We start from the raw sequence: 22,485 nt of genomic DNA, 5'->3' as shown, positions 1-22,485 counted from the left end.
AAGGCGTCGCCGCCACCCGGCAAAAAAATCACTTCAGCAGCTTCACCGTGGCATCGATGTCGATCTCATCTTCGGTGAAGATCAGCGTCGTGTTCTGGAAGGTGGTGATCGCCAGCTTCTTCACCGTGCGCATTTCGCCCGGCTTTTTCTCGGATTTCGGCTTGATGCTGTTCATCAGCAGCCCAACCGACAGCACCGCGTTCTCTTTGTCGATTTTGGTATCAGCCGGCTCTTCTTCGTTAAACACCACGAAAGATTTGATAGAGGAGAGCTTCACGCGCTCGCCCGCAATAAAGAGATGTTTGCTTTCGGGGATCACCTTCACCGCATAGGCGGAAAGGCCTTTGTTGTTGGTGGTTGGCTCAAAGGTCACCGCGGCATCTTTCTTAATCAGATCGGGGTTCGCGACCTTAATCACATGAAAATAGCGGTTGTCGCCGTTTTCATCTTTGATAAATCCAAAGCCTTTATCTTTAAACCACGTTGTGATTGTACCGTTCATCGCTGTTACCGCCTGTCAGATCGTAATGACTAAAGTTTTGCAGCGCGCAGTGTAATGCACAATGACGGAGGAGACAAAAAAAAGCCCCTGCACGGGTGCAGGGGAAAACTCATGTCAGAGCTTTTACCCTAAATAATTCGAGTTGCATGAAGGCGGCGACGCAGCGAATCCCCGGGAGCGTACATCAGTACGTGACTGGGGTGAGCGAGGAAAGCCAACGCACAGGCAACTTGAAGTATGACGGGTATATTAGTATTTAGTTGAACACCATCCCTCCATCGATTAAGAGCGACTGACCGGTCATGTAGTCGGAATCCGGGCCTGCCAGGTATGAGACGCAGGCGGCGACATCTTCCGGCTCGGACAGGCGGCCAAGCGTAATGCGTTTGGCAAAGGTTTCGGTCCCGTAGCCGAGCGGTTTACCCGCCGCCTCGGAGACCTGACGGTCGATTTCCGCCCACATCGGCGTTTTGACGATGCCCGGGCAGTAGGCGTTAACGGTGATCCCCAGCGGCGCGAGATCCCGTGCGGCGGTCTGGGTTAAGCCCCGCACCGCGAACTTGCTGGAACTGTAGACCGCCAGTTCCGGGTTGCCGGTGTGGCCCGCCTGGGAGCAGGCGTTGATGATCTTGCCGCCGTGTCCCTCTTTGCGGAAGGCGTCAATCGCGGCCTGGATCCCCCAGATCACCCCTTTCACGTTGATATTGTAGACCTTGTCGACAATGTCCGGCGTGATGGATTCGATAGGGGTAGACGGCGCAATCCCGGCGTTATTCACGATCACGTTAAAGCCGCCCAGCGCGGTGCGCGCTTTCTCTACCGCCGCAAATACCTGTTCGCGGTCAGAGACATCGACCTTCACGGCGACGGCGTTGCCGCCGTTACGGATGATTTCATCGGCGACGGCTCTTGCCGTCTCAACGTTATAGTCGGCGATGGCGACGGCAAAGCCATCTTTCACCAGGCGAAGCGCGATCGCTTTACCAATCCCCTGGCCTGAGCCTGTTACGAGAGCAACTTTTTGCATTTCTCTGTCCTTATATTGAGTCACAAAATCTGGCTGAGATGGAGCTGGCCCATCAGCAGCGGGTTATCGCTGTAGTCGACGGGAATGGCCACCACGGCCGGGCCATCCACATCCATCGCCGCACGCAGCGTCGGCTCAAGCGCCTCGGCGCTCTCCACGGCAAAGCCTTTCGCGCCGAAGGCGTCGGCATACGCTTTGAAATCGACCGGGCCGAACTCGACGCCGGATAGCCGCTGGTATTTTTTCTCTTCCTGAATCGCCACCATGTTGTAGGCGTTATCCACCCAGATGATATGCAGCACGTTGGCGTTGAGGCGCACCGCGGTTTCCAGCTCCATGCTCGACTGCAGGAAGCCGCCGTCACCGGAGACTGAAACCACCTTGCGGCCCGGGTTCACCAGCCACGCGCCAATCGCCCACGGCAGGGCAACGCCCATGGTCTGCTGACCGTTGGAGATCATCACCTGACGCGCCCGGAAGCTGTAGAGATAGCGGGCGATCCAGATGTGGAAGCTGCCCATGTCGACGGTGAGCGTCACGTCGTTGTTCACAATGTCCTGCATGGCGCGCACGATGCGCAGCGGATGCAGGGCAAACTGGTTGAGCGAGGCGCCGCGGCGGTCGAGGAGATCCCGCTGATGCTGGCGATCGACCAGAATTTCGGAGGCCCGCTGGCTCAGCTCGAGCTTACGATCGATCCGGTTAGCAAGCAGGTTCAGCGTTTCGGCGATGTCCCCCACCAGCTCCAGATCCGGGACGTAGTTACGCTCTTCATAAGCGGGCAGCACGTCGATATGCACCAGCGTCGCGTCACCGCTGTTCCACATGGACGGCTCGTACTCCACCGGACTGTAGCCGATGCAGATAATCAGGTCCGCCAGATGCAGCAGCCGGTCGCCCGCCTGGTTATTAAACAGGCCGACGCGTCCGGCGAAGCGGGTGAAGTGCTCCTGGTTTACCGCCCCGGCGGCCTGATAGGTGCTGGTCACCGGAATGCGGCTTTTCTCCAGCAGCTTGCGCAGCGCGGCGCTGTTCGCGGGCTGGCTGGCCATCAGGCCGAGTAAAATGACCGGATTTTTGGCGTTTTCGATAAGCTTCGCCACGTCGTTAATCGCTGACTCCGGTGCCGGGCCCATCAGCGCCGGGCCGCTGGCGGGTAAAATCGCCCCCGTGGCGGGCTGGTCGACGATATCCTGCGGCAGGCTGACGAACGCGCCCCCCGGCCTGCCGTGCTCGGCGGCGCGAAACGCGTTCGATACCACCTCGGCAATCGCGTCCGGCGAGCTGACCTCCACGGCGTATTTAGTGACAGGGCTGAACATGGCGACGGTGTCCATGCTCTGGTGCACCAGCTTGGCTTTATCCGCCCGCTTCACCGCCCCGCCCAACGCCACCACCGGGTCGCCTTCGCTGTTGGCGGTGGCGATGCCGGTGATCAGGTTAGAACAGCCCGGCCCGGAGGTGACCAGCGCCACCCCGGCCTTGCCGGTCAGCCGCCCTACCGCCGCCGCCATAAACGCCGCGTTGGCTTCGTGGCGTACCGGAATGATCTCGATGGAGGAGTCCAGCAGGGAGTCAAAGACCTTGTCGATTTTCGCACCCGGGATCCCGAACACCTGCTTCACGCCCTGCGCTTCCAGCTGGCCGACAACCATATCGGCGCCGTGCGCCCACTGACGTGACTGTTTCTCACTGTTCACGGTAGTTCTCCTGTTAGTTTTCGACGGAACGGATCGCTGCATCAAGATTGCTGGGGTGAAGGTTGGCCTGTAAGAACGCGCTGTCGGCGGGCAGGTCAATCATGAGCTTGTGAATTTCACCGAAGGTGAGCACGCCGTTCTCCAGCTGGTAGTCGAGCAGATGGCCCCCGCCCTGACGGTCGTCGGTGATGAAATGCTCGTGATAGCCCGCCACGTTGATGCCCTGCATGTGCTGCGGCGTGCGGAACCCGACCAGCACCCCTTCGCGCTGGTTAAAGCGGAACACCGGCTGGTCGTCCAGCACGTCGGTCATCGCGAGGTACGGCGGCTTCTGGCGCGGTACCGTGCGGGTGTGGGCGTGGCGGAAGTTGCCGTCAATGCGCAGCGCGCAGAACAGGTTGTCGGAGGGGATCTGCTGGTCGATGACGTCGTGGATCTGCTGACGGCTGACCGGCGCATCGAAGGTTTTGCGGTACTGCGGCTGGAACCAGGTCATCACCGCGAACGGCGTTTTCTGTTCTGGCTTCGCGGCCCGGGCGCTGCCGTCGGCGCGCAGCTGGTACACCTGGCTGCTGAAGGCAATCATTTCACCGTCCAGCTCGTTGAAGGTGCCCAGACCAAAATCACCGTGTGCCAGCAAATCGGCGATGGTGGTCTCTCCTTCGTACACGCCGCTTAGCAGGGCGCTCATTAGCGATGTCTGATAGATCACGCTGTCAGGATGCTGGGCGGAGAACCCCCGCAGGGTCTCGCACAGGCTGGCCTCACAGTCGCAGGCAGATGAATGCATCATCGTGCTCGTCCTCTTCAACTTTATTTAGAAAGGTTAAATAAATGTTGACCCGATTCAGCAGAGAGTTCCAATATAGAAACCATGCTGGTTTGAGACGTTTTAGATATGGAACTTCGTTATCTGCGGTATTTTGTCGCGGTTGCACGCGAGCGACACTTCACCAGGGCGGCCGAAGCGCTGGGTATTTCACAGCCTCCTCTGAGTCAGCAGATCAAACGGCTCGAAGAGGAAGTGGGCACGCCGCTGTTCAGACGCCTGACGCGGGGCGTGGAGCTGACCGAGGCGGGAGAAGCCTTCTACGAGGACGCCTGCAAAATTCTGGCGCTGAGCGATGCCGCGCTGGAAAAAGCCCGCGGCATCGCGCGCGGGCTGAACGGCAACCTGTCGATTGGCATCACCAGCTCCGACGCTTTTCATCCCAAAATTTTCGCGCTGATCCGCCAGTTTCAGGTGCAGAACATGGCGGTGCAGGTTCACCAGGTGGAAGCCAATATGTCGTCGCTGACGACGATGCTGGCGGAGGGTGAACTGGATATCGCCTTCGTGCGCCTGCCGTGCGAGAGCAGCAAGGCGTTCGAGTTAAAAATCCTCGACCGGGAGCCGATGGTGGTGGCGCTGCATCGCGATCATCCGCTGGCGGCGTGCGATTCGCTGGCGTTAGAGCAGCTTCGGGATACACCGGTGGTGCTGTTCCCGCAGGAGGTCGCGCCGGGGCTGTACGAACGGGTTCACGGCTGCTGCGAGCGGGCCGGAATTGACGTGCAGCACGCGCTGCAGTCGTCGCAGCTTTCCTCCTCCCTGAGCATGGTTTCCGCGGGTGGCGGGTTCGCGCTGGTGCCGAAATCCATGGCGGCCATTTCACCGCCGAATGTCACCTATCACGCGCTGAGCTCGCCGGAGCTCTACACCGATATCGCGCTCTGCTGGCGACGCTTTGAACGCTCGCGGACGGTGAAGCGGTTTTTGATGATGATGAGCGAGGGGTGACGGCAATAGAGGGGTTTTGGTTTTTTGTGGGCCGGGTAAGGCGCAGCCGCCACCCGGCAATGCCAGCCTCTGTCGTGCTTAGAACGGTAAAGGTCATGTTGATGCACGCTTCGGTACTACGTTTTCCTGGTAATTGTCTGCCGCAAACCATCTGTTACTCTGGCTGCACTCAAGGGATGACAAGGAAGAGAGATGCTGAATCCATGCTGGCAAGATGCCTTGAAATACCCTGAACAATGGAGGTTTTGATGACTACACGAGTTATTGCATTTTTGCTCATACTCGGCGCATTCGCTGTAAATGCTGCCGATGGCGGTAATGGTGGGGATGGCGGAACCGGTTCTGATGGAGGAAACGGTTCGGATGGCACCGTCTCAGCTCCGGGCCGTGCGGGTTGTCCGGGCGGAACAAATCCGGACGCGTCGGGAAAATTTTATCTTCCAGGAACAAAACAGCAATGCAATCCGGGGAAGCAGGATGCCGTGAAAAGCGCCAGACAATCAGATGCAGAGTGACAGTAAGCTAACGCATCCTGGCTCCACATCCTCACTCACCTCCTGCTTCAGGCATGAATACCTGCGCCGGAATACGCAGACCTAGACTTTCGCCTCCGCACGTAATGCGGCCTGCACCGCGGGACGGGCACTGATTTTTTCCCTGTACGCCAGTAGCGCGGGCCAGTCGTTGAGTTCAATTGAGAAGAACGTGCCCCATCCCAGCACGTTGAAAAGATAGGCATCCGCCACGCTGAAAGATGCTCCCGTCAGATAAGCGCTTGTGGAGAGCGTTTCCTGAAGAAAATCGAACCGCCTGAACAGCTTCTCACGAAAAATCGATTTGGCCTCTTCGGGTAGCGCACGGTTAAAAAGAGGTGCCGATCCCGCGTGTATTTCGCTGGTGATAAAGTTTAGCCATTCCTGAAGCCGTACCCGCTCCCAGCCGTCTGCTCGCGGTGCCAGCCCACTTTCTGGCTTGAGGTCTGCCAGGTACTGCAAAATGGCTGGCCCCTCGGTCAGGATTTTCCCGTCATCCAGTTCAAGCGCAGCGACATAACCTTTAGGATTGATGGTCAGGAAGTCGCGCCCGTCAGCGGTAATCTTGCTCCTGTTGTCCACTTTAACCAGTTCAAACTCAATCGCCAGCTCGCGAAGCACGATATGGGGTGAGAGTGAACAGGTGCCCGGGGCGTAATAGAGTTTCATAATCTCTCCGTTAAAGCGGTTGTGTGATTTACATACACTGTGCTTAAAGCCATTCTCACTGTAAAATTAATGATTCATAAAATAGCTATTAGCTGAGCTACTGATATACATGATGAATCTTTTACACTGGCGCTTGCTGGTTGCAGTGGCCGATGCCAGTAATATTTCCCGTGCCGCTGAAGAGGTCGGTATGACGCAGTCGGGCGCCAGCCAGGCGATCGCTCAGTTAGAGGCCTCATTAGGATTTGCGGTATTCACGCGAGAGCGGCGCCACATCGGCGTGACTGCCCTGGGCGAGCGGGTTGTCAAAGAAGCAAGGAGTATGCTGGCGCGGCTGGATGCCATCCGTGCACTGGCGGATGAGAGCCGGGGGCTGAGCGGCGGGCGTATTCGTCTTGCCAGTTTTCCTTCGGTGACATCCACGTTTTTGCCCGGACTGCTGCGGGATTTTAAGCGCCTGCATCCTGAAATCGAGGTGGTCGTACTGGAAGGTACGGACCAGGAGGTCGAAGAGTGGCTGGCGGCAGACACGGTTGATGTGGGCGTGGTCATGAACCCTGTTCCCGGGCGTGCTGAAGCGATCTTAGGGCAGGATGCGTGGGTCGCGGTGTTGCCAGCCAGTCACCGTCAGGCTCGTTATGCACGTACGCGCGGCATCACCCTTGAGGAACTGGCAGACCAGCCCTTCGTGCTCGCAACGGGCGGTTGTGCCGTCAATGGAAAAAGCCTGATGGAACAGGCTGGCTTGCAGCTGTCCGACGTGCGGGTGACCGTCCGCGACTGGATCAGCGCCTGCCTGCTGGTACGCGAAGGCATGGGCGTCGCGCTGATACCTGAATCCGCCCTGCCGGATGAATTACGCGGCCTGTGCGTCGTGCCCGTGACGCCTTCGCTGTGCCGGGAGTTTGGGCTGGTTTGTTCGCAGGCTGGCAAATCCTCCCGCGCGACGCAGGCGTTATTAGAAGGATTGCTCAAAATGAAAAGGTCTGCGTGAAGGAGTAACTGTAGTTCAAACCGTGCCCGGTGGCGCTGCGCTTGCGCGGGCCTACGGTTCGTGTCGCGGGTTGGTTGACGGTTTTGTAGGCCGGGTAAGGCGTAGCCACCACCCGGCAATGCCCTTCTGGAAGCCGCCTCGCAAACTTTCAAGAAACCTTATGTAATTCAGGGTGATCCCTTTCCTTCCCTTTTTCGCCGCCGTAAAGTGCCTGCGTTGCGGCACATCCGTAACCGGGCGTAGGAACCCGTTAGCATAACATGACGTTTTTTTGGACAAAGAGGATGCTAAATGGCGACTACCCCTGGATTTTCTTACGCGCTCTCTGAGGAAAGCGCAGTTCATCACCTCATCAACACTTCAATTTCCGATTCTGCGGATCTCTTCGAACTGGCCGATGCCTGCACTGCGTATGTCAGCGTGCTGGTGGAAACTGACGACGCGGTGACATTTGACACGCTCTGTAAGAGATTGCTGGCTGCGCTTAAGCGACTGCGGGAGTGCTGCAATGCCGAACTGCCTTCGCATCTGGTTGAACAACTGATTGCGGGGGAAAAGATTGCCTCCTGCGTGCCGGACTGCTGGCAGGAGACGACGCTGCAGGTGGATTATGCCGTAGCGTTAACGCTGGCGGTTATGGGCGGAACGTTGCCTGCGAGCGTGGCGAAAGAACTCACCGGGCTGCTGCATGATATGGTCTGGTTGCTGGCGGAATTTGTAAAGGAGCCTTATATTTCGGCACATTGAGGTGGGTGATAGGTGGCCGGAATCCTGCTGGTTAGAAGCAGGATTTCGACCTTACGCTAACGTTGAATGTCTGCTAAAAGCGAGGAGCGGACATCTTAAGTAAGTTGTTTTTTTATGCTACTACCACTATATAGCAATGTTATATGGCTACATTTATACAGAAGTAAGGATTAGTCTTTTCCCGGGCCATAATTGAATTTTGTACCTTTACCAATGGCGTAAAACTGTCCGCCAGCTACGTAATGGACAGTACGTAATTCATCTGGCGCATCATCAAAAATCCAGTGCCCATTTCTGAAAACGCGGTCATCACTCCATGCTCCGACAATTTCCCCCATAAACAAGTTGTGCTGCTTTTCATTTTCTTCATTGGGTATAACCTTACATACTAACCAGCCAGCGCAACCTTCAACTAAAGGCAGATCAAACTCTTTTTGATAAAATAGTGGAATTTTACTGTTTTTATCGGGTGTGTCGGAATAACTATGGCCTCCAGCATATAAGACCATATCCATCTGATTTACTACTGGGATCTGTACAACGTAATATCCGCTTTTTTCTACAAGCCCGCGAGTAAATGCCTGTGGACCTATAAAAGCCATCACTTTGTTATTGCCTACTAATCCCACCCAAGCCGCTGCCATGACATTTTCAATGCCATCATTTTTAGCCGATATCATCGTCGTTGGCCCGATCTGTAATAGCCGATAGGCTTTGTTTAACTCTACTGGTTGAATTGACATAATTTACTCTTTTGATTTCTGATAAAAAGTAAGACAGGTTACTTATATTATTGTTCGATTATATGACTGGAATAGTTGCAAATTAATTGCTATTATCAAAATATATTAATGCAAATTTCACAACAATCATGAACAAACTTGATGCTCTAAAATTTTTCATCATCGCCTCTGAGACCTTGAACTTCCGCGAAGCAGCAATCAAGCTGTCGGTTTCACCATCAGTAGTAAGCCGAACAGTCGCTGAGTTGGAGAAACAACTTGGTGAACCTCTATTCAAACGCAATACGCGTTCGATCTTTCTCACCAGTTTCGGCGAACTATTTTTACCCCAAGCGAAGCGACTGCTGGAGGATTCAGAAAAACTATTTCAGACGGCAAAAGATGATAATGAAATGAAGGGCATTGTTCGTATCACATTACTTCGACTTCCAAATCATGAACAAATCTTGTATGAACTATTGACTGCACTACGTCCCTATCCTGAGTTATTTATCGACTGGCGTTTAGATATGATGAAACTTGATACTATCGAGCATCGTATCGATATAGGTATACGCGTAGGGCGAGAACCTAATCCAAACTTTATCATTAAAAATATTGGGCAAGTTGAACATATTTTAGTCGCATCCCCTGAACTCATTGCGCGCCTGGGGGCTCCTACTGATTTAGAAGATCTTCGACAGCGCTATCCATTTAGTGGTTTAATTAATCCTGAGACGGGAAAATCATTTGAGTTTATGAGTGACGCAGTAAATACTTTTGTACCTCGTCATATTGAGTTTTATACTACAGATCCATATGCCGAAATTCAGGCCGCATTGGCCGGGAAAACGGTTGTACAGTCAAGCGACTTTATCTGTAGAGAGTACTTAGCAAGCGGCCAACTTGTTCCCCCACTGCCAGAACTGCGACAGGAGAAATGGCAATTTTATTTATACCGGCCTTACCAGCTGATTACTCCAAAAAGGGTGACGGTCGTTTTCTCGCTATTAGAAAAGATATTACGCAAATATTTCGAATCAAATTAACATTCTCCTACACGTCCGCTTCTGGCACAAAGCGGACATTTTTTTCACAGTCACCTCATACAGTGTTCACACTCATTAAATGACCGCCGTCAGCACGAGCATTTGAAAACTGTACTCCATCACTTTTTCCATATTATCAACCCACCAACTATCACCTATTATATTTCCAATATGGAAACACGGGGCAAGGATGCACGTAGTCTCAAGAGCGCCTTTCGACGCGACTACCAGACAATTTCCTAATCAAGCACAAGCCCTGGACGATCTTTACCGAGTACTAAAGAGGAACACTACCCGTCACCGGACGATATGCGAAAGCGATTCCCCAGCCTGGACAGGATGAAATACCGGGTGAAATGGTGGGTCATTGATGTGGGCAGCGGTGATGTTTTTTGCTGATTTTGAGCGAGGAAAGATTTTCATCAAACACATCAGCACACACGCAGAATATGACAAGCTCACGGACCTCTACCGGAGAACGAAAGAATGAATTATGCAGCAGCCATCAAAGCGGCAAACGATCTGACAAACGCGCTCCCTTTCCTGGGCTCACGCCCGTCGCGGCATGATTACGAGGATGCGCTGACGTTGGTGAAGATGCTCACCACTAAAATCGATAAATACGAAAACAAGTCTCCGGTGTTTGCAAAATTTAACGCGCGTGTTGCCAGCATTCCGTCAGGCGTTGCGTTATTGCGAACGCTGATGGATCAGTACCAACGTTAACGCTGGATCATATGCGTGCGCTGGCGAAGGGTTTTGGTTTGCCGGTGAGTGCGTTTGTGGGGAAGTGATCGAGAGCAGGCGCTTTGTACCCAATCCGCGATAATGCGTCGTTTACATACAAGAACAAAGAGCTATTTATGAAAACAATTGAAGAACTACGAAACGAGCTTCTAAAAATAGGTGAGCAACTAGGGGGAGGCACAAGGCCAAACCATTACTTCTTTATCCCTGACCAACCCGATGGGGCTGCAACTCCCTATCTTGAAATTCATGGTAAAGAATATCATTTTATCGTCAGTGAAAGAGGCCTTGAGATACAGCGAAAAGTAACGCTCAGTGACGATGAAATTCTGTATTGGTTTGTGGAGAGTGCCGTGGCGGGGCTGGCCTCAACCTATGCAGCAAGCCATTCATCTGAACGAGAATTTAGAGAGGTTTATTTCAGAAGGCAATACAGTTTAATGCTCTCTATCAAACCTGAATGGGCAACAAGAAAGCGCAAAGAAATCACTGAGCTCCTCCATTCGCAAAGAAGCGAACGTGGTTAACCCAACCGGCTCGTTACATTTACTTCCCTGTTGCCCTCTCTTTTCCTGGTAATTGCCTGCAACACACCATCTGTTACTCTGGCAGGACGCAAGGGATGACAAGGAAGAGAGATGTTTAACCCAGGATTCGTTACCCGCAAAGCGCTTGCTCAGTGGAAGGATGTTCCCGCTTTTCTCCCCCAGTTCCAGTTTCATGAAAAACACCTGACGGTCATTCACACTAGCCGCCCTGAAAATATTCTGCCGATGATTGCCAGCTTTGACGTCCGGCAAGATGCCGTGATTCGGCGGTTAATGTCATTGCGTCAAATACCGCAAAAATTTCTGCGCAACCAGAAGCCACAGTCGATCGGCAACTTTGGTTTGCACAGTTTTACCCTTTTGAAGAACTCTGCATCTGAGCTCTGCTATGGCTTAAGAGGGCAATTCTGGCGTACCGATTTCGGTCTGGAAAACGTGCCGGATGCCAGTGTTTTTCAGACCCCAGCCGAGCCGGGCAGCGCGAAACTGTTGCTGCGCTACAAGGTAACGGAGCTGGCGCCCGGCAAACATGAGCTCTCTACGGAAACATTCATCTATTGTCCGGACAGACGCACTCGACTAAAAATGTCGGCTTACTGGCTGATAATACGGGCGGGAAGCGGCTGGATCCGTAAAAGGACGCTGAAGGCTGTTAAATCGAATATTGAAGGACGGGAGTCATAAGATGCTGGCTTATATCACAATAGGTACAAACAACTTTCAGCGCTCCGTGAATTTTTATGACGCAGTTTTTAACGTTCTGGGCTATTCACGTCTGCCGGCATGGACTGAAAGCTGGGCAATGTGGGGAGATGAAAATAATCCCGGCGAGGGCTTCAGCTTCTGTCTTTGTCCTCCTTTTGACCAGCAGCCCGCGACGGCGGGAAACGGGACAATGTTCGCATTCAGTGCAGATAACGCGGATCTTGTCAGACGGTTCCATGCAGCTGGCCTCCTTGCGGGAGGAACGGATGAAGGCGAGCCTGGTACGCGAAGCGCGTACGGCCCCGACTTTTATGTTGCCTATCTGCGCGATCCTGACGGGCATAAGCTCGCATGCGTTTATCAGCATTACTCTCCTGAAGCCGATAAGTTTGTAGAAAAGGAATAGTCGCTTCAATCCTTATCTACCGCCCCACCGCCACGCTCGCCGACAGCCCCGCCACCAGCTCAACCCCCTCCGGCAACCTGTCGATATGAATGCGCACCGGCACGCGCTGCGCCAGGCGCACCCAGCTAAAGGTGGGCTCGACGTCGGGCAGGCCCAGCCCGCCCGCCTCATCGTTGCTGTCCCCGATCCCATGCCCGATGCTCTCCACATGGCCCGTGATGACAGGCTCGTAACCCATCAGCACCACCTGCGCGGCATCCCCGACGCGAATATGGCGCAGCTTGGTCTCCTCAAAGTACCCCACCACCCAGAAGCTGTGGGCATCAACAATGGCGACCTTCGTCTCCCCCGCCGTCGCGTAGTCTCCGGGGCGAAGCCGCAGGTGCGTGACGTACCCCGAGACCGGCGCGCGCACGGTGGCGTGCGCCAGATTCAGCTCTGCCAGATCCAGCGCGGCCAGCGCGCCGTGATAATTGGCCGCCGCGACGTTCGCCGCGCTGCCGGTTTGCTGTAAATCCTCGCTCGAGATGGCGTTTTTAATCAGCGTGCGTCGGTGGGCCGCGTCCTGGCGCATCAGCATCTCATGGCGTTTCGACTCGACGTCCGCCTGCGCGCTGACCACCGCCAGCTTAAGCCAGCGCGGATCGATGGTGTAAAGCACATCGCCCCGGTTCACCCACTGATTGTCCCGCACGGCCACGCTGATGACCGGCCCGGAGACGTCCGGCGCAATCTGCACCACGTCCGCCCGCACGCGGCCGTCGCGGGTCCACGGCGTTTGCGCGTAGTGTTTCCACATCATAAAGGCCAGAAGCGAGGCCGCCGCGGCCGCGCTTAAGGTCAGCGCATAGCGAGCCAGTAAAGAGAGCAGTGATTTCATGACAATAACCCCAACGCGGTCAGACCCTGCATCAGCAGGAAAAAGGTGACGATCCAGGTTGAAACATCCATCAGCGGGCGAAACGGCAAGCGCCGGTAGAGCCTGCTGAGCGAGAAAAGCGCGACGAGGCCCAGCGTGCAGACCAGCGCCGCGAGGGCGACCATCAGCAGCCCCGGAATAAAAACGCCGCCGATATTGAGATCGTTAACCATGGTCTGGCCCCCGTAATGCACAGTGCAGATCCACCAGCCTGAAGACCAACTGCCGCGCGTGTTCATCTGCCGCAGGCAGTTGGCTCTCGATAACAGCGGCAATGCGTTCGCGCAAGGCGTGGCGGTCCGCGGCGTTTATCCGATGAAAAAGCGCATCAACCTCCCTGCCGGGCGGTGCGTCACTGCACCGTAAATGCATAATCGACAGCCCCAGACGCAGCGCGTGTAACAGTCGATCGAGCGCCTGCTCCGGCGCGCGCGCGCTGCGCTGCAGGCGCGGCAGCAACAGGGCGGTCCGGTCCATCATCAGGTTGATCCAGTGCGTTTCATCAACCCGCAGCGTGCCCTTCACGCTGCGGCGAATGTCGCGCTGGCAGAGGTTCAGCAGACGCGCGATGGCGCCGTCCGCCTGCACGGTTTGCAGCAGGCTCATGCTGACGACGGCAAAGCCGGTCGCGGCAAAGAGCGCAATGGCAGTGTTGGCCGCAACGGCGAAGTCTCCGCTGTAGTGCGCCCCCAGCTCGCACAGAATGGGCAGCGTCAGGGTGATGCCCATCGCCATAAACGTGGTGGGCGGACGCGCCTGAAGCGACCCGGCCAGCAGATACGCCGGGGCAAGCACCGCCACCAGCACCGGGAAATCGCTTACCTGCGGCAGCAGCGCAAAGCTGTAGAACAGGCTAATGACCACGCCCCAGAATGAGCCAACGATGTATTTCACGATGTGCGGCGCCGGGGTGTCGAAGCTGCCAAACAGCGTGCAGCAGACGCCGAGTATCGAAACCGCCGTACCGCCATCCGGCCACGCTGAGAAGATCCAGACCAGACAGCCGCTCAGGATGATGGCGAAAGCCCCCAGCGCCGTGCGGGCGGCTGTTAGGGGATCGCGATGGAAAACGTAGCCTTTCGCCGCGCGGGTTTGCACCTCCCCAAACACGGGTTTTGCACGGTGGATGGCCCCGGAAAGACGTTCGCACTGCTGCAGAAGCACGATCGCCTCCGAGAGGTAGCGGATAAAACTGACCTGCAGCGCGTCGTCAAACGTCTGCGCCTGCGCGGCATACCGATCGATGAGAAGCGCACAGCGGAGCCGCAGCGACTCTGCCGTACTGCCGGCATCAGCGCCTTCAGCGGTAAGCCAGGCCTGAACGTCGCCCATCAACGCCTGCACGTCGGCGGGCAGGGTTCCGCTCGCTGGCAGGCGATCGTGCAGTTCACAGTTGACGATAACCAGCCGCGCCAGCCGGTCGTGGATCGCTTTTCTGGCCTGTCGCACCGGGGCTGAAAGGGCAAAATCGTACGGAATATGGTGGCTGATGCCCTGCAGGAACTGCAGCGCCAGGGCCAGATGCAGAGGGCCGGAAGCCGCGTCAGGTTTGCCTGATAGGGTGTCCGCCACCCGCCCGCGCGCGGCCTGTAGCGTCTGGGATAATTTAGCGTTGAACTGGCCTGATACGCGCGCGGGCAGCACGTAGCGGTGGATCAGCGCCGCGCAGAAAATCCCAATCGCGATCTCCTGCACGCGGACGATGGCGACGTTAAAAATGCCGCCGGGATCGGACACCGCAGGAAAACCCATCAGGCTCGCGGTGTAGCCTGCCAGCACAAAGGCGTAAGCCCGGGGCGTGCGTTCCAGCAGGGAGAGCCACAGGCAGAATACGATCCAGCCCGTCAGCACCACGCTGCACAGGACTGGCGTATTTGCGAAGGCAGGCACAATCACAACGGTCGCGCTGGCACCCGCCACGGTACCGGCCAGCCGGTAGAGGCTTCTGCTCAGCGATGCGCCGACCGACGTCTGCGACACGATGTAAACCGTAATAATGGCCCACGAGGGGCGTTCGAGGCCGATCGACAGCGCAATGTAATAAGCCAGCATCGCCGCGGCAAAGCTCTTCGCAGAGTAGATCAGCGCGCCCGCATCGTTTCGCAGCGCGGCAGGGATGTGCACGGGATGAGAGAAAATGTTTTTCATGCCGGGATTATTACCGGCTTGCAGACCCGCTTAAATACTCTATTCTGTCAAAAAATACCTAAATGCTGCCAGAAACGTGAATCCTCAACCCGCTACTACGCTGTATGACCCCGACTCTACCGCCAGCCCGGCGGTGGCGCGTCATCTGGACTTCGTGGACTACGCCGCGGAAGTGCCGCTGCATACCCACCGCAAGGGCCAGCTGATTATTGCCCGATACGGTGCGGTCAGCTGTTACGCGGAAAATGACATCTGGATCGTGCCGCCGGACTGCGCCGTCTGGATCCCCGGCGGGATCCCGCACAGCGCCAGGGCGACCTGGAACGCGCATCTTAACTATCTGTTTATTGAGCCCGGCGCGGCGGCGCTGCCGGAAAGATGCTGCACGCTGGCGATCTCGCCGCTGATTAAGGAGCTGGTCGATCGTCTGACGCGCGAAGGCGTGGATTATCCCCCCGACGGCCACGTCGCCAGATTGACCCGGGTCACGCTTGACGAGCTCGCCAGCATGCCGCAGCAGAAGCTAAGCCTGCCGGTCTCAACCGATCCGAAAATTCGCGCCATGGCGGACGCGCTGGTCAGCCGTCCTGAGGACAGAAGCACCCTGAAGGACTGGGCGAAACGGCTCGCCCTCAGCGAGCGCTCGTTTGCCCGCCTGATGCAGCGCGAGACCGGGCTGAGCTTCGGGCGCTGGCGCCAGCAGCTGCATTTGATTATTGCCCTGCGGGAGCTGGCCAGCGGCGTGCCCGTCCAGAACGTGGCGGCAACGCTCGGGTATGAATCGGTGAATGCGTTTATCACCATGTTCAGAAAAGCGATGGGCAGCACGCCCGCCCATTATTTTGCCGAACGGAAAAACAGCGGCCGTTAGCCCGGCCCCTCGCTCCCCGCCGCCAGCAGCGGCACCACCACATCGCTGATGGGCACCGCAATACCGTGCTTGCGGCCGTAGCGCTGGATCACGCCGTTGCGGATATCCCACTCCATCGGGCGATCGGCCTGGCGGTCGGCCAGGATCGACGTGCCCAGATCTACTGGCGCACGCTGGAAGTTCGCCAGGATCTCCTGCGCCACGTCATCGTCCAGCTTCGCCCCTTCGGCGCGGGCAACGGCAAGCCCCTCGCGCAGGTAGGCCAGCGCAAGCTCGCTGATATCCTCGCGCCTGAACATCCCGGCGCGGCGGTTAGAAAGCACCATCAGCCCGGCGACCGCGTTTTGCAGCAGCTTGCGCCAGGCGACGGAGGCGAAATCTGTCGAGAGCTCAACCGCGCAGCGCGTACCGCGAAGCGCCTCCACCACCCGCTGCGCCTGCGGCACGTCCGGCAGGGTCAGGCGCGGTTTGGCGCGCAGCCAGACGGAGGCATCCGGCTCGCGCTGCGCCGGGAACCAGACCACCGACGGCAGCACCGTCGCGCCGTTAACCCACGGCTCAAGCTGGGCTTTTTGCTCCACGCCGTTTTGCAGGGCGCAGACCACGGTGTTTTCATCGCACAGCGCGCGCAGCCACCCGGCGCTGTCGGCGTTCTGGGTAGTTTTCACTGCGATGAAAACCAGAGCCACTGGCTGCCTGATGACGGCCGGATCGGTTAATACCGGACCGGGCACCACGGTTTCCCCCTCGTCGTGGCGCAGGCGTAATTCCGCGTGCGCGGTGCGTCCGCACAGCAGCGGCGTGCGGCCAACGTCATGCAGCACCGCGGCGATGGTGGTCCCAATTGCGCCAGGCCCAATCAGCGCAATCACTGGATTGTCAGACATGGTTAACTCCCCTTTTCGCTAAGCCTGCTAACAGTTATACCACCCTGAAAAGTGAGCGCCACGTCGTTGTCTATACTCAACACACAACAGACAACGGAGTGCGCCATGCCTTTACCCGATTTTAAGTCCTCTGAACCTTTCACCCTCGGCATCGAACTCGAGCTGCAGGTGGTTAACCCGCCGGGTTACGATCTGAGCCAGGACTCCTCCGCGCTCATCGCCGCCGTCAAAGACGACATCAAAGGCGGCGAGGTCAAACACGACATCACCGAAAGCATGCTCGAAATCGCCACCGGCGTGTGCCAGAACATCGACCAGGCGGCGGCGCAGTTCTCGGTGATGCAGCAGAGCATCCTGCGCGCGGCGGCGGAGCAGCATATCCAGATCTGCGGCGGCGGGACTCACCCGTTCCAGAAGTGGCAGCGGCAGGAGGTGTGCGACGACGAGCGCTATAACGTCACGCTGGAGCGCTTTGGCTACCTGATTTTGCAGGCGACGGTGTTCGGCCAGCACGTGCACGTCGGCTGCCGGACCGGGGACGACGCGATTTACCTGCTGCACGGCCTGTCACGATTCGTACCGCACTTTATCGCCCTGGCGGCCGCCTCGCCGTATATGCAGGGCACGGACACGAAGTTCTCCTCGTCGCGGCTCAACATCTTCTCGGGATTTCCGGATAACGGCCAGATGCCGTGGGTCAACAGCTGGCAGGAGTTCGAGGGGCTGTTCCGCCGCCTGAGTTCCACCAGCATGATCGACAGCATTAAGGATCTGCACTGGGATATTCGCCCCAGCCCGCACTTCGGCACCGTCGAGGTCCGGGTGATGGATACGCCGCTGACGCTCGGCCACGCCATTAACATCGCCGGGCTTATCCAGGCGACGTCGCACTGGCTGCTGACCGCGCGGCCCTATAAGCATCAGGAAAAAGATTTTCTGCTGTACCGCTTTAACCGTTTTCAGGCCTGTCGCTACGGGCTGGAGGGAATATTGACGGACGTGCACACCGGCGAGCACAAAACCGTGTCGGAAGACATTGCGTGGCTGCTGGAGCAGGTTGCGCCGTCGGCCGAGAAGCTTGGCGCGACGAGCGCAATCAATGAAATTGCCCTGCTGTTAAAGCAGGGCAAGAGCGAGGCGCAGCGCATGCGGGAGTTTATCGCCGACGGCGGCTCGCTGATTTCTCTGGTTCAGAAGCACTGCGAGCTGTGGGCGACGAGTCCGTAAGACCGTGGCCCCACTCGCGCAGGCGCTGGAACAGCACGAACAGCGCGGGGATAAACACAATCCCCACCACGGTCGCTACCAGCATGCCGCTGAACACCGTGGTGCCGATGATCCGGCGGCTCTGGGCACCCGCCCCGGTCGCCAGCATCATCGGCAGGACGCCGATAATGAACGACACGGCGGTCATCATCACCGCGCGGAAGCGGCGCGAGGCCCCTTCTCTTGCGGCATCGACAATCGCCATCCCGTCCATACGCCGCGCGCGGGCGAACTCCACGATAAGAATTGCGTTCTTGGCGGCGAGGGCTATCAATAGCACCAGACCTATCTGCACGTACACGTCGTTGGCATAGCCCGCCAGCCACAGCCAGACCAGCGCCCCGCCGATGGCGAACAGCACCGAGAGCATCACGCTCGCCGGGAGCGTCCAGCTCTCGTACTGGGCGACGAGGAACAGCCACGCCATCACCACGGCCGCCAGCACGATCCACATCGCCTGGTTGCCGGTCTGCTGCTCCTGATAAGACATGCCGCTCCAGGCGTAGTCGTATCCCGCTGGCAAATTCTCCGCCAGAAGCTCGCCCATCGCCGCCATCGCGGTGCTGCTGCTTACCCCTTCCGCCGCCGAGCCGCTCACCGACACGGACGGGAACTGGTTGTACTGCTGCAGGAACGGCGCGCCGACGGTCGGCGTAATGGTGACGAGGTTGCTCAGGCGCACCCGCTCGCCGCTGTTGCTGCGCACGAACAGTTCGCTGATTTGCCCGGCGCGCTCGCGCCACTGCATCTCGTTCTGCATCACCACGTGGTAGACGCGGTTGTTGACGCTGAAATCCCCGGCGCGCGTGCCGCCAAAGGCGGTTTGCAGGCTGCTGAAGATGCGCGACACCGGCACGTCGAGGCGCGCGGCGCGCTCGCGGTCAACGGTCAGCGTCAGCTGCGGCACGTTGCTGCTCCAGGTGGTGAACACGCGGCTCAGCTGCGGGTGCTGGTTGGCTTTCGCCAGCACCTCACGCGTCACGCGCTCCAGCTCCGCCGGGCTCTGCCCCGCCTGCGCCTGGATGCGCAGGTCGAAGCCGGAGGCGTTGCCCAGCCCCGGCAGCGTCGGCGGGGCAAAGGTCATGATGGTCGCTTCCGGCAGGGCCAGCAGCTGGCGCTGCAGGGTACCCATCACCTCGTCCAGCGGCGGACGCTCGCTCCAGTCCTTGAGCATGATGGAGATAAACCCGCCGTTGGAGGCGCTGGTGCCGTTGAGAATGTTAAATCCGGAGACCTGAATCACGTCCTCCACCGCCGGATTTTTTGCGATGAGTTCGCGCGCCGTGGTCATCACCGCTTCGGTGCGCTCCAGAGAGGCCGCCTCCGGCAGCTGAACGCTGGCAAAGAAGTAGCCCTGATCCTCCTGCGGCAGGAAGCCTTTAGGCATCGACGTAAAGCTGAACGCCACCACGGCCGCCGCGCCTGCGGTGGCCAGCAGCGCCAGCCACGGGCGAAGGTTGAAGACAGTCACGATGCGGGTGTAGACGCCACGCGTGGCCTCCAGCCCCCGGTTGAACCCACGGAAAATCGCCGCGGGCTGCGCCGGGCGCGGGCGCAGCAGCATCGCGCACAGGGCGGGCGTCAGGGTCAGCGCCACCAGGCTTGAGAGCGTCACGGCCGTCGAGAGCGTCACCGCGAACTGGCGGTACAGCTCGCCGACAATCCCCGGCAGCAGCGCCACCGGCACAAACACCGCCAGCAGCACCAGCGTCGTGGCGATGACCGGCCCGGCGATCTGGCGCAGCGCCAGCGCGGTCGCCGCCGTGCGGCTCTGCCCTTCCGCCATCAGCGTTTCGACGCTCTCCACCACCACGATGGCGTCATCCACCACCATGGTCAGTGCCAGAATAATGGCGAACAGGCTGAGCGTGTTGGCGGAGTAGCCGAGCGTATAGAGCACCGCGAAGGTGCCCACCAGCGATACCGGAATGGCGAGCGCGACAATCAGCGTCGCACGCCAGCTTTGCAGGAACAGGGACACCACGACCACCACCGCCAGCATCGTCAGCGCCAGCGAGACGCCGATCTCTTTAATGGTGGCGGCCACAAAGGAGGTGGTGTCGAATTTCACCTCGTAGACCAGGTCGTCCGGGAAGCGCGTCGAGAGGCGATCCAGCTCCGCGCGCACCGCGTCGGCCACGCGCAGGGCGTTGGCGGACGGCGTCGGGTAGATGCCGAGGTAGGCGGAGTCGTGCCCGTTCAGCTGCGCGCCGGAGCTGTAGCTGCGCGAGCCGAGCTCGATGGTGGCGACGTCCTTCAGGCGCACCAGCTGGCCCATCTCGCCCGCGCGGATGATGATGTCGGCAAAGTCTTCGGCCTGGCTTAAGCGCCCCAGGCCGTTGATGGTCAGGGTCTGCTGCTGGCCGTTAAACACCGGCGGCGTGCCGACCTGGCCTGCCGCCCCCTGCACGTTCTGTTCGCGCAGCGCCTGCGCCACGTCGTCGGTGGTGACGTTCAGGGCGTTCATGCGGTCCGGACGCAGCCAGATGCGCATGCTGTAGTCGCGCGCGCCAAACATCTGCACCTGCCCGACGCCCGGCAGACGCGACAGCGCCTCGCGCACCTGGGTGCTGGCGTAGTTACTCACAAACAGCGGCGTGTGGGTATTTTCCGGTGAGTAAAGACTTACCCCCATCATCAGGTTGGTGGCACGCTTGCGCACCTGCACGCCGTTTTGCTGCGCTTCGGTCGGGAGCTGCGCCACGGCCTGCGAGACGCGGTTCTGCACGTCGATGGCGGCGAGGTCCGGATCGGTGCCCGCCGCGAAGGTGATGTTCAGGCTATACGAGCCTTCGTCCGAGCTGGTGGACTCCATGTAGAGCATGTGATCCACGCCGTTCAGCTGGGTCTCCAGCGGCGTGGCGATAGCCTCCGCCACGTCAGCCGAGCTGGCGCCCGGCCAGCTGGCAGACACATTCACCACCGGCGGCGCGATCTGCGGGTACTGCTCCACCGGGATAATCCTCAGCGCAATGGCCCCCAGCAGGGTGATGACAAGCGCAATCACCATCGCGAAGCGCGGGCGTTTGATGAAAAACGTCAGCATGATGGCTCCTTAATTCAGTATCTGGACGGCCGCGCCGCGCTGCACGCGCTGCGCGCCGTCAGTAATCGCTCGCTCACCGGGCTTCACGCCGGAGGTAATCCGGAACTGCTGGCCGATCTGTCCGGCGACCTTCAGCGGGCGCATTTCGGCTTTGCCGTCGGCGTTAACCACCCAGGCAAAGAACCCGTCGCCGTTCTGCTGGACCGCCGCGGCGGGCAGGGTCAGAGCCGGCTGCTCGCTGGCCGGGCGCAGCGTCACGTTCACGCTGCCGCCGGGCAGCAGCTGATGGCGCGGGTTGGCAAACTCGGCGCGCAGCATCACGCTGGCGGTGCGCGGATCGATGCGGTTGTCCACGGACGTCAGCTCGCCGCTGACGCGCTGGCCGTTGCTGTCAATGAACGTCTGCCAGGCCTGCTTCATGGCGCTGATATCCGCATGCTGTCCGGCTTTGGTGGCAAACGCGCCCTCTTCCAGCGCAAAGGCGATGCGGATGGGATCGAGCTGCACCACCTCCACCAGCACGCCGCTGGCAGGGTTGACCAGGCTGCCGACGTGGAACCGGCTGTGCCCCACGCGACCGTCAATCGGCGAGGTGATGCGGGTGTAGTTCAGGGTGACATTACGGGTTTCGAGACGGGCTTTGGCCTGCTCCAGCGCCGCGCTGGCGACGTCGCGCTGCATGCGGGCGTTGTCCACGTCGTGACGGCTAATGGCGTTGCTGCTGCCCAGGCTTTCAAAGCGGGACAGCTGCTGCTGCGCCTGGCGCAGCGTGGCTTCGGCGCTTCTCACCTCAGCCTGCGCCAGACGCAGGGCGGCGCGCGGCTCGGCGTCGTCCAGTTCGAACAGCAGGTCGCCTTTTTTCACGTACTGCCCGTCGCGGAAGTGGATTTTGGCGATCGCGCCTTCGGTACGCGCGCGCAGCTCAACGGTGTGGATGGCTTCGATGCGGCCCGGGATCTGGCGCTCGGCGGCGTGGGCGGTCTGCTCCACGGTGGCGACGCGAACGGGGATGGCGGCAGCGAATGCGGGTTGCAGGGTGCAGGCGAGGAGCGCGAACAGGAGTGGGAGTTTCATGGGAGTACCTCAGCGTTGTTTCTCCCCTCACCCCGGCCCTCTCCCCAAAGGGGCGAGGGAGAAAACCGAGCAGCCCCTTCACCTCAGAGCAGAGGGAGAAAACCGGGCGGTCCCCTCTCCCCTTAGGGGAGAGGGATAGGGTGAG

22 protein-coding genes and 2 pseudogenes are annotated in these 22,485 nt (G+C 58.8%); 12 read left to right on the top strand and 12 right to left on the bottom strand.

Going from position 1 to position 22,485, the window contains the following annotated elements; genetic code table 11:
• Positions 1-28: 28 nt before the first annotated feature.
• From QMN93_RS03490 to budA, 4 genes are all read right to left on the bottom strand, one after another.
• The gene (locus QMN93_RS03490) at positions 29-502 is read right to left on the bottom strand and encodes a cold-shock protein (protein WP_023310683.1); all 474 of its coding nucleotides are present in this window, start codon (positions 500-502) and stop codon (positions 29-31) included.
• Positions 503-758: 256 nt separating this feature from the next.
• The gene (locus QMN93_RS03485; RefSeq protein ID WP_024906954.1) at positions 759-1,529 is read right to left on the bottom strand and encodes a (S)-acetoin forming diacetyl reductase; all 771 of its coding nucleotides are present in this window, start codon (positions 1,527-1,529) and stop codon (positions 759-761) included.
• 20 nt (positions 1,530-1,549) lie between these two features.
• Positions 1,550-3,229: an acetolactate synthase AlsS gene (gene alsS / locus QMN93_RS03480; RefSeq protein ID WP_033144871.1), complete on the bottom strand. Its 1,680-nt coding sequence runs from the start codon at positions 3,227-3,229 to the stop codon at positions 1,550-1,552.
• 13 nt (positions 3,230-3,242) lie between these two features.
• Positions 3,243-4,022 carry an acetolactate decarboxylase gene (gene budA, locus QMN93_RS03475; protein WP_193138891.1) on the bottom strand — a complete coding sequence of 260 codons (780 nt, stop codon included), beginning with the start codon at positions 4,020-4,022 and terminating at the stop codon, positions 3,243-3,245.
• A 105-nt stretch (positions 4,023-4,127) separates the two neighbouring features.
• Between budA and QMN93_RS03470 the strand changes: the two genes are divergently transcribed.
• Positions 4,128-5,009, top strand: a complete 882-nt coding sequence (locus QMN93_RS03470; RefSeq protein ID WP_038417608.1) for a LysR family transcriptional regulator — start codon at positions 4,128-4,130, stop codon at positions 5,007-5,009.
• A gap of 248 nt (positions 5,010-5,257) precedes the next feature.
• Positions 5,258-5,524, top strand: a complete 267-nt coding sequence (locus QMN93_RS03465; protein WP_182383153.1) for a hypothetical protein — start codon at positions 5,258-5,260, stop codon at positions 5,522-5,524.
• 81 nt (positions 5,525-5,605) lie between these two features.
• Here the strand turns inward: QMN93_RS03465 and gstA are convergent, their stop codons facing one another.
• Positions 5,606-6,211 carry a glutathione transferase GstA gene (gene gstA, locus QMN93_RS03460; protein ID WP_182383152.1) on the bottom strand — a complete coding sequence of 202 codons (606 nt, stop codon included), beginning with the start codon at positions 6,209-6,211 and terminating at the stop codon, positions 5,606-5,608.
• A 109-nt stretch (positions 6,212-6,320) separates the two neighbouring features.
• Here gstA and QMN93_RS03455 point away from each other — a divergent pair, with 109 nt between their 5' ends.
• Positions 6,321-7,205: a LysR family transcriptional regulator gene (locus QMN93_RS03455; RefSeq protein ID WP_182383151.1), complete on the top strand. Its 885-nt coding sequence runs from the start codon at positions 6,321-6,323 to the stop codon at positions 7,203-7,205.
• A 291-nt stretch (positions 7,206-7,496) separates the two neighbouring features.
• The gene (locus QMN93_RS03450; protein WP_182383150.1) at positions 7,497-7,952 is read left to right on the top strand and encodes a hypothetical protein; all 456 of its coding nucleotides are present in this window, start codon (positions 7,497-7,499) and stop codon (positions 7,950-7,952) included.
• A gap of 170 nt (positions 7,953-8,122) precedes the next feature.
• Here the strand turns inward: QMN93_RS03450 and QMN93_RS03445 are convergent, their stop codons facing one another.
• The gene (locus tag QMN93_RS03445; protein WP_032410512.1) at positions 8,123-8,695 is read right to left on the bottom strand and encodes a flavin reductase family protein; all 573 of its coding nucleotides are present in this window, start codon (positions 8,693-8,695) and stop codon (positions 8,123-8,125) included.
• Between the two features lie 128 nt (positions 8,696-8,823).
• On the opposite strand from QMN93_RS03445, the gene QMN93_RS03440 reads away from it, so the two are divergent.
• From QMN93_RS03440 to QMN93_RS03415, 6 genes and pseudogenes are all read left to right on the top strand, one after another.
• The gene (locus QMN93_RS03440) at positions 8,824-9,723 is read left to right on the top strand and encodes a LysR family transcriptional regulator (protein ID WP_064673606.1); all 900 of its coding nucleotides are present in this window, start codon (positions 8,824-8,826) and stop codon (positions 9,721-9,723) included.
• 190 nt (positions 9,724-9,913) lie between these two features.
• A pseudogene (locus QMN93_RS03435) lies at positions 9,914-10,213 on the top strand (type II toxin-antitoxin system HigB family toxin).
• Positions 10,210-10,517: pseudogene (locus QMN93_RS03430) on the top strand (transcriptional regulator). The pseudogenes QMN93_RS03435 and QMN93_RS03430 overlap by 4 nt, the downstream one beginning before the upstream one ends.
• A 69-nt stretch (positions 10,518-10,586) precedes the next feature.
• Positions 10,587-10,997 carry an Imm63 family immunity protein gene (locus QMN93_RS03425; protein ID WP_069303948.1) on the top strand — a complete coding sequence of 137 codons (411 nt, stop codon included), beginning with the start codon at positions 10,587-10,589 and terminating at the stop codon, positions 10,995-10,997.
• Between the two features lie 111 nt (positions 10,998-11,108).
• A complete protein-coding gene (locus QMN93_RS03420) occupies positions 11,109-11,702 on the top strand; it encodes a hypothetical protein (RefSeq protein ID WP_182383149.1) in 594 nt (197 codons plus the stop codon).
• A gap of 1 nt (position 11,703) precedes the next feature.
• Positions 11,704-12,129, top strand: a complete 426-nt coding sequence (locus QMN93_RS03415) for a VOC family protein (protein ID WP_039264037.1) — start codon at positions 11,704-11,706, stop codon at positions 12,127-12,129.
• Between the two features lie 16 nt (positions 12,130-12,145).
• On the opposite strand, the gene QMN93_RS03410 is transcribed toward QMN93_RS03415, so the two are convergent.
• Genes QMN93_RS03410 through QMN93_RS03400 form a run of 3 tightly spaced genes read right to left on the bottom strand, consistent with a single transcriptional unit; the run spans position 12,146 to position 15,196 of the window.
• Positions 12,146-13,009 carry an HlyD family secretion protein gene (locus QMN93_RS03410; protein ID WP_045889079.1) on the bottom strand — a complete coding sequence of 288 codons (864 nt, stop codon included), beginning with the start codon at positions 13,007-13,009 and terminating at the stop codon, positions 12,146-12,148.
• Positions 13,006-13,221 (bottom strand): DUF1656 domain-containing protein, encoded by a 216-nt coding sequence (locus QMN93_RS03405; RefSeq protein ID WP_033144858.1) that lies wholly within the window; start codon positions 13,219-13,221, stop codon positions 13,006-13,008. Before QMN93_RS03405 ends, QMN93_RS03410 begins: the two co-directional genes overlap by 4 nt.
• Complete coding sequence (locus QMN93_RS03400; protein ID WP_182383147.1) at positions 13,214-15,196, bottom strand: FUSC family protein; 1,983 nt, start codon at positions 15,194-15,196, stop codon at positions 13,214-13,216. The genes QMN93_RS03405 and QMN93_RS03400 overlap by 8 nt, the downstream gene beginning before the upstream one ends.
• 76 nt (positions 15,197-15,272) lie before the next feature.
• Here QMN93_RS03400 and QMN93_RS03395 point away from each other — a divergent pair, with 76 nt between their 5' ends.
• Positions 15,273-16,067 (top strand): helix-turn-helix domain-containing protein, encoded by a 795-nt coding sequence (locus QMN93_RS03395; protein WP_033144857.1) that lies wholly within the window; start codon positions 15,273-15,275, stop codon positions 16,065-16,067.
• Here QMN93_RS03395 and QMN93_RS03390 read toward each other — a convergent pair.
• Positions 16,064-16,954: an oxidoreductase gene (locus tag QMN93_RS03390; protein WP_064673599.1), complete on the bottom strand. Its 891-nt coding sequence runs from the start codon at positions 16,952-16,954 to the stop codon at positions 16,064-16,066. The genes QMN93_RS03395 and QMN93_RS03390 overlap by 4 nt on opposite strands.
• 105 nt (positions 16,955-17,059) lie before the next feature.
• On the opposite strand from QMN93_RS03390, the gene QMN93_RS03385 reads away from it, so the two are divergent.
• A complete protein-coding gene (locus QMN93_RS03385) occupies positions 17,060-18,181 on the top strand; it encodes a YbdK family carboxylate-amine ligase (protein ID WP_069303777.1) in 1,122 nt (373 codons plus the stop codon).
• Here QMN93_RS03385 and QMN93_RS03380 read toward each other — a convergent pair.
• Positions 18,111-21,266, bottom strand: coding sequence for an efflux RND transporter permease subunit (locus QMN93_RS03380; protein WP_193138890.1), 3,156 nt, complete (start codon positions 21,264-21,266; stop codon positions 18,111-18,113). The genes QMN93_RS03385 and QMN93_RS03380 overlap by 71 nt on opposite strands.
• Before the next feature lie 9 nt (positions 21,267-21,275).
• Positions 21,276-22,340: an efflux RND transporter periplasmic adaptor subunit gene (locus QMN93_RS03375; protein ID WP_069303775.1), complete on the bottom strand. Its 1,065-nt coding sequence runs from the start codon at positions 22,338-22,340 to the stop codon at positions 21,276-21,278.
• Positions 22,341-22,485: the final 145 nt, after the last annotated feature.

This window comes from Enterobacter sp. R-1.6.2 (genome assembly GCF_035064085.1).
In the GTDB taxonomy this organism is placed as follows: domain Bacteria; phylum Pseudomonadota; class Gammaproteobacteria; order Enterobacterales; family Enterobacteriaceae; genus Enterobacter; species Enterobacter asburiae_B.
Note: the sequence above shows the minus strand (reverse complement) of the source record. Positions and strands in the feature narration are given on the sequence as shown.